The following is a 14,546-nucleotide window of genomic DNA, read 5'->3' on the forward strand; positions in this document are numbered from 1 at the left end:
TGAGCAACGCCCCCATTTTATTTCGAAAAAAAAAAGCTGCGGGTCCCTAAGAACCCGCAGTTAGCGTATAATTTAATTATGCAACAAACCAAATCATACAGGTAAGAATTATACCGAATTAAAGGCGATAGAGTACAATTAAGTTCGCAAAAGTAAAAAAGGAAAAGCCATCGGTAACTCCGAAAAGGTAAGTGCTGAAGCAAACCAAAAAGGAGTTGTTAACCGATGGCTTACCCAAATTCTACCGTACCTTTTGAAAAAATGCTAATGAAATTTGTAACCGAAGAAGATCCCATGCAGGCTATGTTAAAATGGCTCTGCGAAAGGCTGATGGAAGCAGAAGTGGATGCAAAGCTAGGTGCTGAAAAATCAGAACGGTCTACTGAACGTCAAGGGTATCGATCAGGCTATCGCGTTCGCCGTTTCGATACCCGGATGGGGACACTGTATTTAATGGTACCCAAACTGCGAAATGGCGGCTATATCCCTTTCTTTGTGGAAGGTAAGAAACGTTCTGAATTGGCCTTGATGAATGTGATTCAAGAAGCCTATGTTAATGGCGTATCCACCCGTAAAATAGAGAAACTCACTAAGTCCTTAGGCATTGACTCCATGTCACGAAGTCAGGTATCAAGCATCGCTAAAGAACTGAACGAACAGGTTGAAGCCTTTCGTAATCGAAGTCTCGATAAAGTCTATCCCGTACTCTGGGTGGATGCTCTCTATGAGAAAATCCGAGATGATCGAAGGGTCAAAAATATGGCAGTGCTGATTGTAACGGGTATTGATCTAGAAGGCAAACGAGATATTCTGGCCGTAGAGCCCATGCCAGAAGAGTCCACAGCAACCTACACCAGTCTCTTCGAAAAGTTAAAGTCACGAGGACTAGAGAAAGTCTGGCTGGTTGTCTCAGATGCCCATAAAGGGTTAGTTAAAGCTGTTCAAGAGTCCTTTATCGGGTGTTCCTGGCAACGCTGTAAAGTGCATTTTATGCGGAACATCCTCGCTCATATATCCGGTCGAGATAAGCAAGCGTTTGCTAATAAACTAAAGCAAATCTGGCTTCAACCAGACTATAGCAGTGCAAAGAAATACGCTAATTCTCTGATGGATGAGTTTGAGGCCAAATATCCTGAAGCCATTAAAACTCTGGAAGAAGGGTTGGAAGACTCACTACAGTTTTTCAGCTTTGCAGAGATTGATTCAAGAAAGATCGCGTCAACCAACCTGCTGGAAAGACTCAACCGAGAAGTACGTAGAAGAACCCGGGTGGTTGGGATATTCCCAAGTATGGATTCCTATATTCGGCTAGTAACCAGCTACCTTATTGAGTATAGCGAAGACTGGTGCAGTGGCCGATCCTATATCAATCCAAAAATCATCACTTCGATTGAGCAGGAACGTTCAAAAGCTGCGTAAGCCTTAATCATTAATTCAGAAAAGCATGACGCTCGGCGCTAGCCAAGCAAACTCTCTTTGATTTAGGGTTACTCTTTGGGGTGAAAGAGACTTTGCCGTCTTCAAGCGTTTTGGTAGGGTGCACGTGTCAATGGGATGATGCCGAGCATATCCTCGGCCTGACGGCCTCCGGTATCCCTCGCATCACCCTTGACACTCTTCCCAACTTACGCTTTTACATAAAACATTTAGCCTTAAGGGGTTCTGATGGTTTTTGCGAACATTTCTTGACACTATCTTAAAGGCTCGCTATCAATTAGTTCTGCCATTTAATTTGGAGGTGTTAATACCCGAGGATAACTCCGTTCGACTGCTAAGCCACATATTGGTGGGATTAAATTACGAGGCACTATACAGGGCATACTCTTCCACCGGAAGAAAACCTGCAGTTGAACCCAAAATCCTGTTCAAAGTATTAACCTATGCCTACATGAACAATATTTACTCAAGTCGAAAGATTGAAAGCGCATGTAAACGAGATATTAACTTCATGTGGCTTTTGGAAGGCAGCAAGATACCAGACCACAGTACCATTGCCAGATTCCGAAAGGACTATCTGGAAGCTGCCGTAGAAGACCTTTTCTATCAAATGGTGCATCATCTCCATCATATCGGAGAGGTGATGTTTAAAAATCTCTTTGTCGATGGAACAAAAATAGAAGCGAATGCGAACCGGTATACGTTTGTCTGGAAAAAGGTCGTCAATAAAAATGAAGCAAATATGCTTTTGAAAATTCAGTCCTCCATAGACGCAATCAACCAGACCTATGGGACTGACCTTAAAATCACCCAAGAAACCGTTTTGGCTGACCTAAGCGTCGCGATGACCTACCTCGAAGAAAAACGACAAGAAGAGCAGATCAAGTTCGTTAAGGGTATTGGAAAACGGAAGTCAAATCTGCAGAAGTTCACCGAATCCTTACAGGAGTTCTATACCCGCCAGGAAAAGTATGATGCCCATAACCAACTCTTTGACGGAAGAAACAGTTATTCCAAGACCGATTCTGATGCAACCTTCATGCATATGAAAGATGATCATATGCGCAATGCCCAATTGAAGCCTGCTTACAATGTACAGATTGGCGTGGAAAGTGAGTATGTAACAGGGGTGGGGATTTTTCAAGATCGAAACGACATTGCAAGCTTATTCCATTCTTAAATAATTTGGAGTCCAAGATTAAAGCCCGATATCAGAACATCATCGCTGACTCAGGGTACGAGAGTGAAGAAAACTATCTTTATCTAGAGGGACAAAAACAGAATTACTACATAAAGCCACAAACCTATGAACAATGGAAAAAGAAAAGTTTTAAAAAGGACATCAGTAAACGAGAAAATATGTTTTACAATGAGGAGACTGACGAATATACCTGCCATAATGAAAAGCAGCTCAAACCTGTAGGAATCACCCATCGAACATCGAAAACGGGTTATCGCTCTGAAATAACAGTCTATGAATGTGAAGACTGTGGTGACTGTCCCTATAAACCTAGTTGTACAAAAGCAAAAGGAAATCGGAGACTGCAAGTATCCAAAAGGTTCGTGGAAAAACGTCAAGTCTCCTATGATAACATCACAACAGAAGAAGGAATTTTACTAAGAGTTAATCGTTCAATCCAGGTAGAAGGAGCCTTTGGCGTTCTTAAAAACGACTACAACTTCAACCGATTTTTAACACGGGGTAAAAACAGCGTAATAACTGAATTCATTCTGCTGTATTTTGGCTATAACGTGAATAAACTTCATGCGAAAATACAGAAAGAACGAATGGGGAAAGCCTCTTCATCCGTTAAAAACGGCCTAACAAGATTATAAAAATGAGCCTAAAACGAGAGGCTTATTTTGCTATACTCAAAATTAAGTAGAGCAGAGAAGTTAGAATTATTATCGGGTATGATAGTCTAAATTCCTACTACATAAAGGAGAAGGGGGCATCGCTAACTACTCTAAAAAGCAGTTTTGCGACGCCCCCTTATTGTTAATCGTGATAATTATTTTTTTAATGTACACTTCTCGATCAAAGACCAAGGACTTTACTACAGCAAAATACTCCCGCAAGTAAGCATTCGGCCGCAAATACCAGGGTGTCGGAGAAGGAATTCCCACTGATTTAACCCATTGCGCCTGGCTGACCTACTCGCTGATCAAGCCAGGTCAAGATATCCTTCATAACTTCTTCTCGTTCCGGCTCCTGCACGAGCTCATGATATAATCCTCTATAGAGCTTAAGTTCCTTATCTTCTGAAGCAATCTTCTTGAATATTCCTGTTGAAGACCGATATGGAACAATTAGATCATCTGTCCCATGGAGAAATAAGCAGGGCACATGAAAGTCGGATGCATTCTTCTGGGCAAATTGAACCCCACGACCAATAAACTCGCAGAAAAAACCTGCGGTTGCATAGCTCAAAACCAAGGGATCCCCACCAGAATACTTTCTAATTTCCATATTCCGAGTCCCACGTCTACTCAATACTGGATAGATCTTATATCGATTTAAGAACGACTTGGCCAACTTTAGAATCCAGTTATGGATCCACCTTGTCCCTGCTGGACGCCCCACTGCAGCACCGCTGAAAACTTGACCCTGAAGTTTCTCTGGATGAAGAATCCCATAAGCAAACGAGATAAGTCCACCCATACTGTGTCCAAAGTGGTAGAGCGGAAGTCCCTCATGTTTATTCAGTATAAAGTCGACAAAAGCATCCATATCCTCGAGGAAAAACTCAAATCTCTCTATATGCCCCCGTTCCTCTTCAGAACGCCCATGTCCGCGATGGTCCAAAGCATAAACACCGTATCCGTTAGAGGCCAAAAACTCCATAAGCGAGATATAGAAGCCAGAATGCTCAGCGTATCCGTGACTAACAATAACAATTGCTTTCAGATCGGTCGGCATGTTCTGCCGATAAAAAACCTTAATCCCCTGAGCCGAGGTTATGAATTGATACTCTTCGCTCATGGTGTTTTCTCTCCTTTATGAAAGCCCTGCAACCATAGGCCGCAGGGCTATAAGACTAGTGTATGTCCATTTTCGCGCAACCATTTTCTGCAGCCCGTATGCTCTGGACAGTATTGGGCTACAAAATTCCAGAAATCTTGAGAATGATTCAAGTACCTAAGATGGGTAAGCTCATGAATCACTAAATAATCGATGATTGACTCGGTTGCCATGATGGCACGCCAGTTTAAGTTAATATTCCCTAGGCTAGAGCAGCTTCCCCAGCGAGTCTTCTGCTCCTTGAGTCGGAACTGATTATAAGTTACCCCCATAGCTTGGCTCCAAGTATCCAGCTTCTGCAGGAAAATGTTGCGTGCTTTCTGCTTAAACCACTTCTCCAGAATTTCGCGAACAGCTTCTTGCCTTTGCTCCTGTTCGATACCTAGAGGTACAGTAATATTTAGAATATCCGTTTTGCTTTCAAAGCGAGCACTGATCATTTTTTGCTCAACTTCTGAAATCCGAATTTCTATATTCCTCCCCAGATAAAGAACTTTAACCCCCGTCTCGTAAAGTCGCAACGAGGGCTTAATGATCGTCTCCTGGAGTTTCACCCAATTCTCTAAGATCCATTCACTGTTTTTCTCGATAAAGGCTTGGATTTCGCGTTTTGAAGATCGAGCTGGCGCAGATACCCTTACTTTATCTGGAGTGACACGAATCGAAATTCGTTTGATGCGTGCGCTTTTTCTTTCTTCGTAGGGAATGACCGTCTTCCCAAGCTTCAACGATGATGGCATTTCCCTTGCTCCTAAAAATTTTCTCCCCAAGTCCCCTTGAATACTATCTCCTGCAGTTCTTTCCTCGGACGAGGGCGTCTCGTCTCAGCTGGATACCCCAGAGGAGTCATTGCCAAGACTCGGACATTTTCCGGAATATTTAAAGTGTTTCGCACTTCCTCTTCAGAGAACAAACCTTGCCAACACGTCCCTAATCCTTGTTCCGTAGCTGCAAGGATCAAGTGTTCCATCGCTAACCCAGCATCTAGCATCATAAAGTCTTTGCCTTCCCAAACTTCAGACTCCGCTGGAAGGGCACATAGTACAATAATAAGCGGTGCCTGTGCGAGTGCCTTCCGACCAGGATTTGTTTCCGCAAAAGCATTCGTAAGGGCCAGTCTCTCTTCCGTATTCTCCACCACGATAAAGCGCCAGCACTGTAGGTTCTTCCATGAAGGAGCTAGCCTAGCACACTCCAAGATATACTCAAGTTTCTCCTGCTCGACGGGTGTGGGTAGATAGGTCCGCAAGCTTCGTCTTGTTTGGGCGATCTCAAGAAAGTTCATACTCATTCCTCCTATAATTTGAAACGTATTCTCCTCTTATATCCCTAGCATTCCCTCATGAACTCGTAAACATTAAAATATCCCGGAGATTTGAATTCTTGAATTATCTGATTCGAGCAAAGCACTACAAAGTCCTGCTTCTCGTGTTAACTTTATCAACCCTTATCCTTTCAGTTTGCGAGTATTCGCTAGTAGATGAAGGCTTTTTTCTCTTTTATCTGCATAGCATCCTGCGATTTTGGTCAACATAAAGTCATGATTAAATAGGAGGGGATTAATTTGGCTAAACCAGATAATCGGGCGGATAATGAAATTCATTTGCAAGAACATATCAACCATACTCTAGCTAATTTGCATGAAGCAGAGGATTACCTCAATAATCATGCAGATGAGATTACAGCTGACGAGAAGCAAGCCATTGAAGCTAAAAATGATCGACGCGAAGAGAGTATTAAAAGCTTCGTAGCTGAAAAAAAAGACGAATCTCAACAATAAAAGCATCACCCTAATATCTGCGTTTCAAGAACGCATGCTTTCCCTTCCAATTTAGGATGAAACTAATCTTACACCAGCCTTTTCAGTGAAAAGTGAAACGCTCAAGAAGAAGCCGCCTAGCCGATAAGAATCAGCTGAGCGGCTTCTTTCCATTGAGATAGCTGGACTGCCTAAAACTACCGACCATTCTCATGGGGCAATAATTCCTTCGCAAAAAATTCTATCAGCCTATCTACAAACTCATCGGGCGATTCATGCCCATACTCCGGATAGACGAGAAGCTTCTTTTCTCCGCTCAATGCTTTATAGAGTCTATAGATCGTTGGCGGCGGGCATGCAGTATCTTTTAATCCCATAGAAACTAAGCAGGCCGTCTTATTCCCAATCCATGGGGCAAAGTGAACAGCATCAAAATATTCCAGGACCTCGAATATCTCTTCCTCGCGTTGATGTTCAGTATCGTTAAGGCGGAAATACCAGGAAAGCTCAGCAAGAGGTCCATCACTATGTAGCCTAAACCCACTACGGAAATCCGCAAGAAAAGGAATGGCTGCACTCACTGCCTTAACTTGTGCTTGGAGTCCTACTTCTCTTCTTAGCGCATTTATCAGTCCTGCGGCAACGACCGCAAGCCCTCCTCCTTGGCTTTTCCCAAACACGCCAATTCGCTTCTCATCCACTTCGGGCTGATGACCTAGTGCTACTACTGCACGTACTGCATCAAGATATACTTGCCTATAGTAGTGATTATGAGGGGAATCCAACCCCAAGGTCATCCACCCTGAGAAGGCTCCTGAAGAATAGACCCGTTCATCTGGAGTCTCTCCACATTGGCCACGGACATCGAGTCCAAGGATCGCATACCCTTGTAAGGCCCAGAAAAGCAGCTCGGAGATTTGTCCTCGGTTGCCCGAGTATCCATGAAAACGTACGAGCCCGGGGATGGGCGGAGCCTCTCGAACTGGTCGAGGGCCTTTATCTAAGGCTGGCCGAAGATAATATCCTTTCAGATTAACCCCATCACCCGCACGAACAGAAGCACTAAATACTTCTACCTTAGGGATGGGATAGGGGATCGCCTGGAGCTGCAACCGTGCGATTGCTGGATGATCTTCACTAAGGCCTTTTTGCCAGAAGACCTCAAAATCCTCCGGGCAAGTCCCTACGGGATTATAGCTTTCTAATTCTCGTAATTTATCTTCAATTAGTGTCATTTTCTTATACACCTCATATCTCTTTGGTCTACTGAATCATTCTGGATTAGTATTCTCGATTCTTGTTCAAAGACCTCCTACTAGCCATGGAATCGATGCAAAAGTCCCCGAACTCACTCAACTTAACTGAGTTAGGGGACGATTTTTAGATTCTACTCTATTGTTTAAACTGATTCATACTCTCATTTAACTTTTCTGCGATCTTCCTATCATCTTAATTGGGTTATTTACCCAATTAATCTGTCCCTGAAATCCTTCATTCTGGATGACCTCCAAATTCTTGGGGATTCGAATATAGACTGCGTTCCCACCAAACATTGAGACATTCCCCTCTCGAGTGTTTTGATCCTTCTGCTTGAATTGATTCACGGTAAAACTATCACTCAAGTTCTTAAACGCTAAATTCTGTTGGCTTGGGGCTTCAATCGTTATGGTACCCTTCTCGAAGGAAATCCTCGGGGGCGAAACCATTCGAGTGAAATCGATGGAGTCGGCATAATGAGGTGCGACATAGCTACTGACTTCAATTTCTCCATCATTGCTCTCTTTTCTCTCCATGAAAATCAGATTATATCCTGTATTTTCAGAGCTTACTAGCGCTAATTGACTCGTATCCGCTTGAAATGTTTGACTGCTGTTCTTATATAATCCTGATTGTTCATCGAAATGTCCATCCAGTGGAATATGATACTTCTGTGAATCCACTGACCAGTCGCGAGGAGCTTGAGTGATTAAGAGTTCCTTGTCCCCGACTTTACTCGACCGAACGAAGTCATCCTTCGGAAGCAAGGCGGATAGAGGAACGAGGAGGAGGAGGAGTACGAAATAGATCCCTGCTGAAATCAAATTGTTCTTCCAGGTTAATCTTCGAGTTATCCTCGGCCACAGCCCCTTTGCCAGAAAGTAAAAGAGGGCGATCACGATAACGAGGAGAAAAAGTGACATTATTGAATTCATCGTTTAACCTCCATTCGATTGGAAGTAAAAATACTTAGCCCGAAAAGAACGAGGACCGTGAACAGTACCTTCAAGACAAAGATCCCTAGGGAACTTTCAGAAGCATAAAACCGAATGAACTTCTCAACATTTAATGCGAAAATTCTCACGGTTCCAATCACGAAGGCAACAAGTATTATCGTAAGGAGAATCCCAAAAGACTTATTGAGTTCGATAATCACTCGAATGAGGTAAGCGCCTGCCGCTAAAAGGAGCATATAAAGACTTGAGATGAAAATTCCAAGGAATAAATCGGCCGGGGCTATTCGAAGACCGTCAAAAATGAACTCCGAGGGCCTAAGAGTGAACACCATGATGATTCGCTGAAGCACACTCATGAGAGTTGCCGTCATTCCAGCGAAAACAGAGCATGTCACTAAGAGCAAGATGTTGGATAGATGGCTTGAGACTCGATTCGTAACGAGGGAAAATTCCATACTCCGATAGGCTTTAGAGCCAAGCAAGGAGGCTATCACGATCATCCAGACGAAGGAAAATATCTGAATGGTATCTGCAGAATACGTCCTGACAGAGACGCTTAAAAAGTCACTTCCTGAGGATGATCCGGCCCTTGGACCCATGGAGAGGAGCAAGCCAATCAGTTGGGTAAACATAAGTGAATAGACTAATCCAGAATGTCCTTTGAGCTTATACACATACTGTTTCAACACGATGGATGAAAGACTACTCTCTTTTAAAGACATCATCAATCCCCCCCTTTGTCTTTGCTGTGAGATGAATACACAGATCATCAATGGAAACGGGAAGGATTTCGACCCCGTTTTGTCTTATCCTCTCATACCCCTCTTGAAGTCGTTCCGTCTTAACCACGACGTAAACACTCCCTTTGGCAAACTCCTCTTGATAGAGGATATCTTCATCACAAAGGTCACGTAGAACACCATCCAGAACAGCTTGGGTATTCCCCCTAAAGCCTATTGCATACTCCTTCATTTCTAGGACTGGAAGATGCCTCCGCATTGTTCCTTGGTCTAGCAGCAGAATATCTTCGAGGATTTCTTCCAGTTCGCCTAACAAATGACTGGATAAGATCACGGTTCTGGGGTGCTCGATATAATCTTTGAGCAAGGCCCGATAAAAGTCCTTTCGCACGGCTGAATCCATTCCGGTCGTGGGTTCATCCATTAGGGTGAGGGGACACCGTGAGGCGATTCCAAGAATAGCATTAAAGATACTTTTACTTCCCTTGGACAAATTGCTATGACGCTGATTCGGATGAAGCCTAAAATAATCAAACAAGCCCTTGGCCAGCTGACTATCCCAATTCGGATAAAAAGGTGCCACTTCTCTGAGGATATCCTCGAGCGTAAACGAATCAGGAAAAGCCATACTATCGTCCACAAAAATCATTTTCCCAGAAACATCTAGATCATTGAAGGGATTTCGTGAATAAACCGTTATTTCACCCTGGGTTGGTCTTAAATGTCCAGCCATCATCCTGAGTAGCGTTGTCTTCCCGGCACCATTCCTACCGATAAGTCCTGTGATTTTGTTTTCTTCTATAACGAACGATACGTCATTGATGGCCTGGATTTTACCGTAGGACTTTTTAAGGTCACGGCCTTCGATCACACTCATCTTCCTTCCTCCCCTTCCCCATGAGATTCTTTCCTTGCCAGCTCGATCATCTGGAACAGTTCACGTTCCCCCACACGAAGACGCTCAGCCTCAGTGACGAGATCCTTGATCATCTGACCGAGGATCTGTTTTTTACGTTTTGTCAAAATGTATTGTTTCGCATGAGGGGATACAAACATCCCCAGCCCTCTCTTCTTATAGACAATTTCTTCGTCTGCCAGAAGATTAAGGCCTTTCGCTGCCGTAGCAGGGTTGATCGTAAACATATCGGCAAGCTGATACTGGGAATAGATTCGTTCATCTTCCGTGAGGTTTCCGCTCAATATCTCTGCCTCAAGCCACTCAGCGATTTGATGATAAATGGGCTTAATACTATCGGGGTTAAAGATCACAGGCTTCACCTCCTGAATCAATGCAGATTAGCGATTAGTTGCATCAGTACATTAGTCATGTAATGTACTATGGTTACATTCTATGGGAAAAAGCTCCTTTTGTAAACAGAGGAACCTGTCAAATTAATAATTTAAGATACTCTTAAGGATTATCCCAACCCCATCTTAAGATTTTCAGTGTATTCTATAGATAGTCCCATGGGAACAACGAGAAATTGACGTGTGTCGATATAGGGAGAGTGAAGCATGGAGAAGACCTTCGTCCTAGTCGTTGATGATGATAAAGACATTCGCGATGCCATTGAAATCTATCTAAAAAATGAAGGAATTACGGTGATTAAGGCACAAGATGGACTTGAAGCGATTGAAAAGCTGAATGAACAGACCGTTCATCTAATTGTTCTGGATGTAATGATGCCTCGTCTCGATGGAATCGCCACCACCTTTAAGATTCGTGAAAAGCTGAACATCCCCATAATCATTCTCAGTGCAAAAAGTGAGGATACAGATAAGATTCTTGGACTTCAAGTAGGTGCAGACGACTACGTGACGAAGCCTTTTAATCCCATGGAACTCGTAGCGCGAGTGAAATCTCAACTTCGCAGGTACGTCACGTTCGGTGCTTATGAAGATAAGCATCGAGTCATTGGTCTGAACGGCCTAACCTTAGATCCATCCACCAAAGAGGTCACCGTAAACGGAGAGCCCGTTAAGCTCACCGCAACAGAATATAAGATCGTCGAACTCCTCATGACCCATGCAGGACGAGTGTTTTCGATCGATGAGATCTATGAGCGGGTCTGGAAAGAACCTGGCTTTAATGCAGAGAATACCGTGGCAGTACACATTCGTAAAATCCGAGAAAAGATTGAGATTGACCCAAAGAATCCGAGATATTTGAAGGTGGTGTGGGGAATTGGATACAAGATGGAAAAATAGATTAACGTTTTTGGCCCTTATTTTATTGTTTGTTTTTGGTTCAAAAGGAGTATTATCTGGACTTACGAACGGGGGAGACCACCTCAAAAGGGACTACTTCCAGACCCAGCAATTTCAAAGTCAGTCGGACGAATTTATGAGTTACTTAAGTGCCTTCGAATTGAATTACCTATCCAGCGAAGAGATGAAAAAAGAAATCACCGTCTCTACCGATGAAATTAATGAACATCGCTATCGCTATGGCGACTTAGGTCAGCAAGTTCAAGACATCCAAAATCAATACGAACAGAAAATTAACGAAGCCGATTTACTTAAGAATAAGGAGCTTACAGAGGCTTACATAAAAGAAAGAGATACTAAAATCGAGGACATAAAGAACAATTTCTTAACGGATGATTACGTTCGGACTAAAGTCATAAAAGAAAAAGAACAGAACATCGACGATTTCCACAAGGATCTTGAACGTTCTCGTGCACAGTTTGGGAATCTTAAGACAGAGTTTAGCTATTACCTCAGAGATACAACATCAGGAAAAGTGTACACCAATCTCACTCTACCGAGCGATACCGATCTCAGCCAAGTCATGAATGATCAAACGATGCTTACTATAAAGACGAATCCTTTGATCAATAATGACCATAGACCCATGATGTATCGATCCCATAGCTTTCCCTATAACAATACCGTCGAACAAATTCTCTCAGCCAAGGAACATCGCTTTGAAGGCCATGTCGGAGTGCCCAAAGCATCTCCCTCAACAAGTACCGTCCTCATCAATTATCAAGGGTACCAAACAGAGAAGAACGCCTTCCTGCTGTATACTTTAGTAGCCATCCTAGCTTTGACACTCAGTATCACGCTCTTTCGTAGAACAACCCTGATGGATCACCTTCCCTGGGAAAAAATTCGCACCCTCTATCACCGTATTCCGCTTGATGTCCGTGGGTTGGGAATGGTTTTCTCGACGTTCCTCACCTTGATTCTTTTAACCCAGCAGCCTCACTTTTATCTCCTGAACGCTCCTTATCAATTTTTCGAAGAGACTCTCTTTGATGTAATGGTTGCCTCAGCCTTTGTCGTCTTAACGGCGATTCAGGGGAAATTCTGGTTTGAGAGAGTTCAAGCCAAAGATTGGGCAAGTCTCAAAGCGGAATGGCATCAAAGTCTCCTCCATAAAGCCTACGATTCGATTCAAACCGTCTTCCTGAATCGGGGTATGGGAACCCAAGCCCTGCTTCTCTTAGCTGTGGTCTTCGTCTTCGGCGCTGGAGCTGTGGCTGTAATTCTCGAGCCAGTAGTCCTCGTGGTTTATATTCCTGCGTTTATCCTCCTCGGAATCCCCACATTGATAATCATCCTAAAGCGCACGGGGTATTTTAATCGGATCGTGATACATACAACTGACCTCACGCAAGGGAATACCCAAGTACCTGACTTACCCATCAAGGGGAAATCTTCTCTAGCGACTCTCGCGGCGAACGTGAACCAGCTCAAAAGTGGCGTAAAAAGCTCACAAAAGGAACGAGCAAAAAGTGAACGCTTAAAAACTGAACTCATCACCAATGTGAGTCATGACCTAAGAACTCCATTAACCTCGATTATCACTTATACTGAATTGTTAAAAACTCCGGAGTTGACAGAGGAAGACCGTGAAGCGTATGTCCAGATTATTGATCGAAAGGCAAAGCGCTTAAAGGTTCTTATCGATGATTTATTCGAAGTATCAAAAATGGTAAGCGGTAGTGTTGAACTCGTTAAGGAAAAAGTCGATTTGGTTCAGCTCTTGCAGCAAGCCCTCGGCGAGCATAACGAAGCGATCCATGAATCCACCCTGACCTTTCGGGTGACGACTCCGGAAAAACCGCTCTATGCCACCGTCGACGGACAAAAATTGTGGCGTGTTTTTGACAACTTGATCGGTAATATTCTTAAGTACTCACTGGAGAACACGCGGGTCTATCTCTCCGTCAAACTCCTAGAAGAAAAAGTAGAAATTGTCTTTAAAAATGTTACCAAATACGAACTGGGTGAAAACGTCAATGAACTCTACGAGCGCTTCAAACGAGGGGATACCTCCCGTCATACTGACGGATCAGGACTAGGGCTTGCTATCGCTAAGTCCATCGTTGACCTACACGAGGGAGATTTAACGATTGAGATCGATGGTGATTTGTTCAAGGTAACCATCCTACTGGATTCAGCACGATGACACCCCTTGAAAGTGCCTGAAGCTATTTCTCCGCGCATAGCAAAAGAGCCCAACGGCTCTTTTGCTATGCTATCCTTCTATTCTATTAGCCTTCATTCTTACTTAACTCATTCGCAAGCGTATCTAATTCGATGGCAACAGCATTTGCCTGTTGAGCTGCTGCAGCAATCGTCCCGATGGCTTCTGACACCTGGCCGATGGCTGATTCGATCTGTACCATCTGGGTCGCTGTCTCATTACTCGAAAATTGGATCGCCTTTAAAATCGCATCAATCTTTTTAATAGAATCTGAGCTTTCGTTAGCTAGCTTGCGGATCTCATCTGCCACGACTCCAAATCCACGACCTTGCTCCCCGACACGGGCCGCCTCGATCGCTGCATTCAGCCCCAATAAGTTCGTCTGATTTGCTATCCTTCGGATCAGAGCTAAGACTTCGTCCGTTTCTCCTACACGGCCTACCGATTCCTTAACAAATTCCAAGGTCGAAGTACTGACAGCAGAAATTTCTTCACTCTGGGCCGAAATTTCTTGAACCGTTGCAGATAAGCTAGCCATACTATCCGCTAAAGCCGTGGCCATCTGTTTGAGGTTATCTTGTCGGTCTATAGTTTCATTAACTACAACCGCCCCGATGATCTCTCTTTGACTATTATAGATGGGGTTAGCAACCGCGATAAAAGGTACTCCCCATAACGACTTATCCATTTTAGCTACAATACGACGTTGTTCATGAATGGCCCGATACATTCCAGATCCGGGCTTAAGTGGCGCGTCTTTGGGGATTTTTAGATCAAGCGTCTTACTCGGAACATATACTATTTGCTTTTCGAGGTCAGACAAACCTACACTACAATCACTCGTTAGCATGCTATTAAGATACGGTAAGACATACGCAAAATGTCCTAAAATAATTTGATCCTCATCTTGCATTTTCATTTCCTCCTTATAGACATAATT

General features: G+C 43.6%; 13 protein-coding genes and 2 pseudogenes. 5 read left to right on the forward strand and 10 right to left on the reverse strand.

The window, feature by feature from the left end; genetic code table 11:
- Positions 1-225 precede the first annotated feature (225 nt).
- Positions 226-1,419 (forward strand): IS256-like element ISDha1 family transposase, encoded by a 1,194-nt coding sequence (locus ACZ42W_RS21575; RefSeq protein ID WP_011459365.1) that lies wholly within the window; start codon positions 226-228, stop codon positions 1,417-1,419.
- 274 nt (positions 1,420-1,693) lie between these two features.
- Positions 1,694-3,273: pseudogene (locus ACZ42W_RS21580) on the forward strand (IS1182 family transposase).
- Between the two features lie 198 nt (positions 3,274-3,471).
- Here the strand turns inward: ACZ42W_RS21580 and ACZ42W_RS21585 are convergent.
- The 4 genes and pseudogenes from ACZ42W_RS21585 to ACZ42W_RS21600 all read right to left on the reverse strand — a co-directional run.
- Positions 3,472-3,587: pseudogene (locus ACZ42W_RS21585) on the reverse strand (YdcF family protein); the annotation flags it as partial.
- On the reverse strand, positions 3,569-4,420 hold the full coding sequence (locus ACZ42W_RS21590; RefSeq protein WP_464167313.1) for an alpha/beta hydrolase: 852 nt from the start codon (positions 4,418-4,420) through the stop codon (positions 3,569-3,571). The gene ACZ42W_RS21590 and the pseudogene ACZ42W_RS21585, both read right to left, overlap by 19 nt.
- Before the next feature lie 47 nt (positions 4,421-4,467).
- Complete coding sequence (locus ACZ42W_RS21595) at positions 4,468-5,199, reverse strand: M48 family metallopeptidase (RefSeq protein ID WP_464167314.1); 732 nt, start codon at positions 5,197-5,199, stop codon at positions 4,468-4,470.
- An 11-nt stretch (positions 5,200-5,210) separates the two neighbouring features.
- Complete coding sequence (locus ACZ42W_RS21600) at positions 5,211-5,744, reverse strand: nitroreductase family protein (RefSeq protein ID WP_464167315.1); 534 nt, start codon at positions 5,742-5,744, stop codon at positions 5,211-5,213.
- Between the two features lie 279 nt (positions 5,745-6,023).
- On the opposite strand from ACZ42W_RS21600, the gene tlp reads away from it, so the two are divergent.
- A complete protein-coding gene (gene tlp, locus ACZ42W_RS21605) occupies positions 6,024-6,239 on the forward strand; it encodes a small acid-soluble spore protein Tlp (RefSeq protein WP_464167316.1) in 216 nt (71 codons plus the stop codon).
- Between the two features lie 176 nt (positions 6,240-6,415).
- Here tlp and ACZ42W_RS21610 read toward each other — a convergent pair whose 3' ends face one another.
- From ACZ42W_RS21610 to ACZ42W_RS21630, 5 genes are all read right to left on the reverse strand, one after another.
- Positions 6,416-7,453: an acetylxylan esterase gene (locus ACZ42W_RS21610; RefSeq protein ID WP_464167317.1), complete on the reverse strand. Its 1,038-nt coding sequence runs from the start codon at positions 7,451-7,453 to the stop codon at positions 6,416-6,418.
- Positions 7,454-7,639: 186 nt separating this feature from the next.
- Positions 7,640-8,410, reverse strand: a complete 771-nt coding sequence (locus ACZ42W_RS21615) for a hypothetical protein (RefSeq protein ID WP_464167318.1) — start codon at positions 8,408-8,410, stop codon at positions 7,640-7,642.
- The gene (locus ACZ42W_RS21620) at positions 8,407-9,156 is read right to left on the reverse strand and encodes a hypothetical protein (RefSeq protein WP_464167319.1); all 750 of its coding nucleotides are present in this window, start codon (positions 9,154-9,156) and stop codon (positions 8,407-8,409) included. Before ACZ42W_RS21620 ends, ACZ42W_RS21615 begins: the two co-directional genes overlap by 4 nt.
- Entirely contained in the window at positions 9,134-10,048 is a 915-nt protein-coding gene (locus ACZ42W_RS21625) for an ATP-binding cassette domain-containing protein (RefSeq protein ID WP_464167320.1), read from the reverse strand. Before ACZ42W_RS21625 ends, ACZ42W_RS21620 begins: the two co-directional genes overlap by 23 nt.
- Positions 10,045-10,440 (reverse strand): GntR family transcriptional regulator, encoded by a 396-nt coding sequence (locus tag ACZ42W_RS21630; RefSeq protein ID WP_464167321.1) that lies wholly within the window; start codon positions 10,438-10,440, stop codon positions 10,045-10,047. Before ACZ42W_RS21630 ends, ACZ42W_RS21625 begins: the two co-directional genes overlap by 4 nt.
- Before the next feature lie 246 nt (positions 10,441-10,686).
- Here ACZ42W_RS21630 and ACZ42W_RS21635 point away from each other — a divergent pair, with 246 nt between their 5' ends.
- Together ACZ42W_RS21635 and ACZ42W_RS21640 are read left to right on the forward strand one after the other, a co-directional pair.
- Positions 10,687-11,379 carry a response regulator transcription factor gene (locus ACZ42W_RS21635; RefSeq protein WP_464167322.1) on the forward strand — a complete coding sequence of 231 codons (693 nt, stop codon included), beginning with the start codon at positions 10,687-10,689 and terminating at the stop codon, positions 11,377-11,379.
- Positions 11,357-13,588 (forward strand): sensor histidine kinase, encoded by a 2,232-nt coding sequence (locus ACZ42W_RS21640; protein ID WP_464167323.1) that lies wholly within the window; start codon positions 11,357-11,359, stop codon positions 13,586-13,588. Before ACZ42W_RS21635 ends, ACZ42W_RS21640 begins: the two co-directional genes overlap by 23 nt.
- 85 nt (positions 13,589-13,673) lie before the next feature.
- Here ACZ42W_RS21640 and ACZ42W_RS21645 read toward each other — a convergent pair whose 3' ends face one another.
- Complete coding sequence (locus ACZ42W_RS21645) at positions 13,674-14,519, reverse strand: methyl-accepting chemotaxis protein (RefSeq protein WP_464167324.1); 846 nt, start codon at positions 14,517-14,519, stop codon at positions 13,674-13,676.
- Positions 14,520-14,546 lie beyond the last annotated feature (27 nt).

Source organism: Desulfitobacterium elongatum, assembly GCF_055378975.1.

Coding starts and splice junctions, on each gene's coding strand:
- ACZ42W_RS21575 (WP_011459365.1), top strand. CDS start 226: ATGGCTTACCCAAATTCTACCGTACCTTTTGAAAAAATGCTAATGAAA.
- ACZ42W_RS21610 (WP_464167317.1), bottom strand. CDS start 7,453: ATGACACTAATTGAAGATAAATTACGAGAATTAGAAAGCTATAATCCC.
- ACZ42W_RS21645 (WP_464167324.1), bottom strand. CDS start 14,519: ATGCAAGATGAGGATCAAATTATTTTAGGACATTTTGCGTATGTCTTA.
- ACZ42W_RS21615 (WP_464167318.1), bottom strand. CDS start 8,410: ATGAATTCAATAATGTCACTTTTTCTCCTCGTTATCGTGATCGCCCTC.
- ACZ42W_RS21625 (WP_464167320.1), bottom strand. CDS start 10,048: ATGAGTGTGATCGAAGGCCGTGACCTTAAAAAGTCCTACGGTAAAATC.
- ACZ42W_RS21620 (WP_464167319.1), bottom strand. CDS start 9,156: ATGATGTCTTTAAAAGAGAGTAGTCTTTCATCCATCGTGTTGAAACAG.
- ACZ42W_RS21595 (WP_464167314.1), bottom strand. CDS start 5,199: ATGCCATCATCGTTGAAGCTTGGGAAGACGGTCATTCCCTACGAAGAA.
- ACZ42W_RS21635 (WP_464167322.1), top strand. CDS start 10,687: ATGGAGAAGACCTTCGTCCTAGTCGTTGATGATGATAAAGACATTCGC.
- ACZ42W_RS21590 (WP_464167313.1), bottom strand. CDS start 4,420: ATGAGCGAAGAGTATCAATTCATAACCTCGGCTCAGGGGATTAAGGTT.
- ACZ42W_RS21600 (WP_464167315.1), bottom strand. CDS start 5,744: ATGAACTTTCTTGAGATCGCCCAAACAAGACGAAGCTTGCGGACCTAT.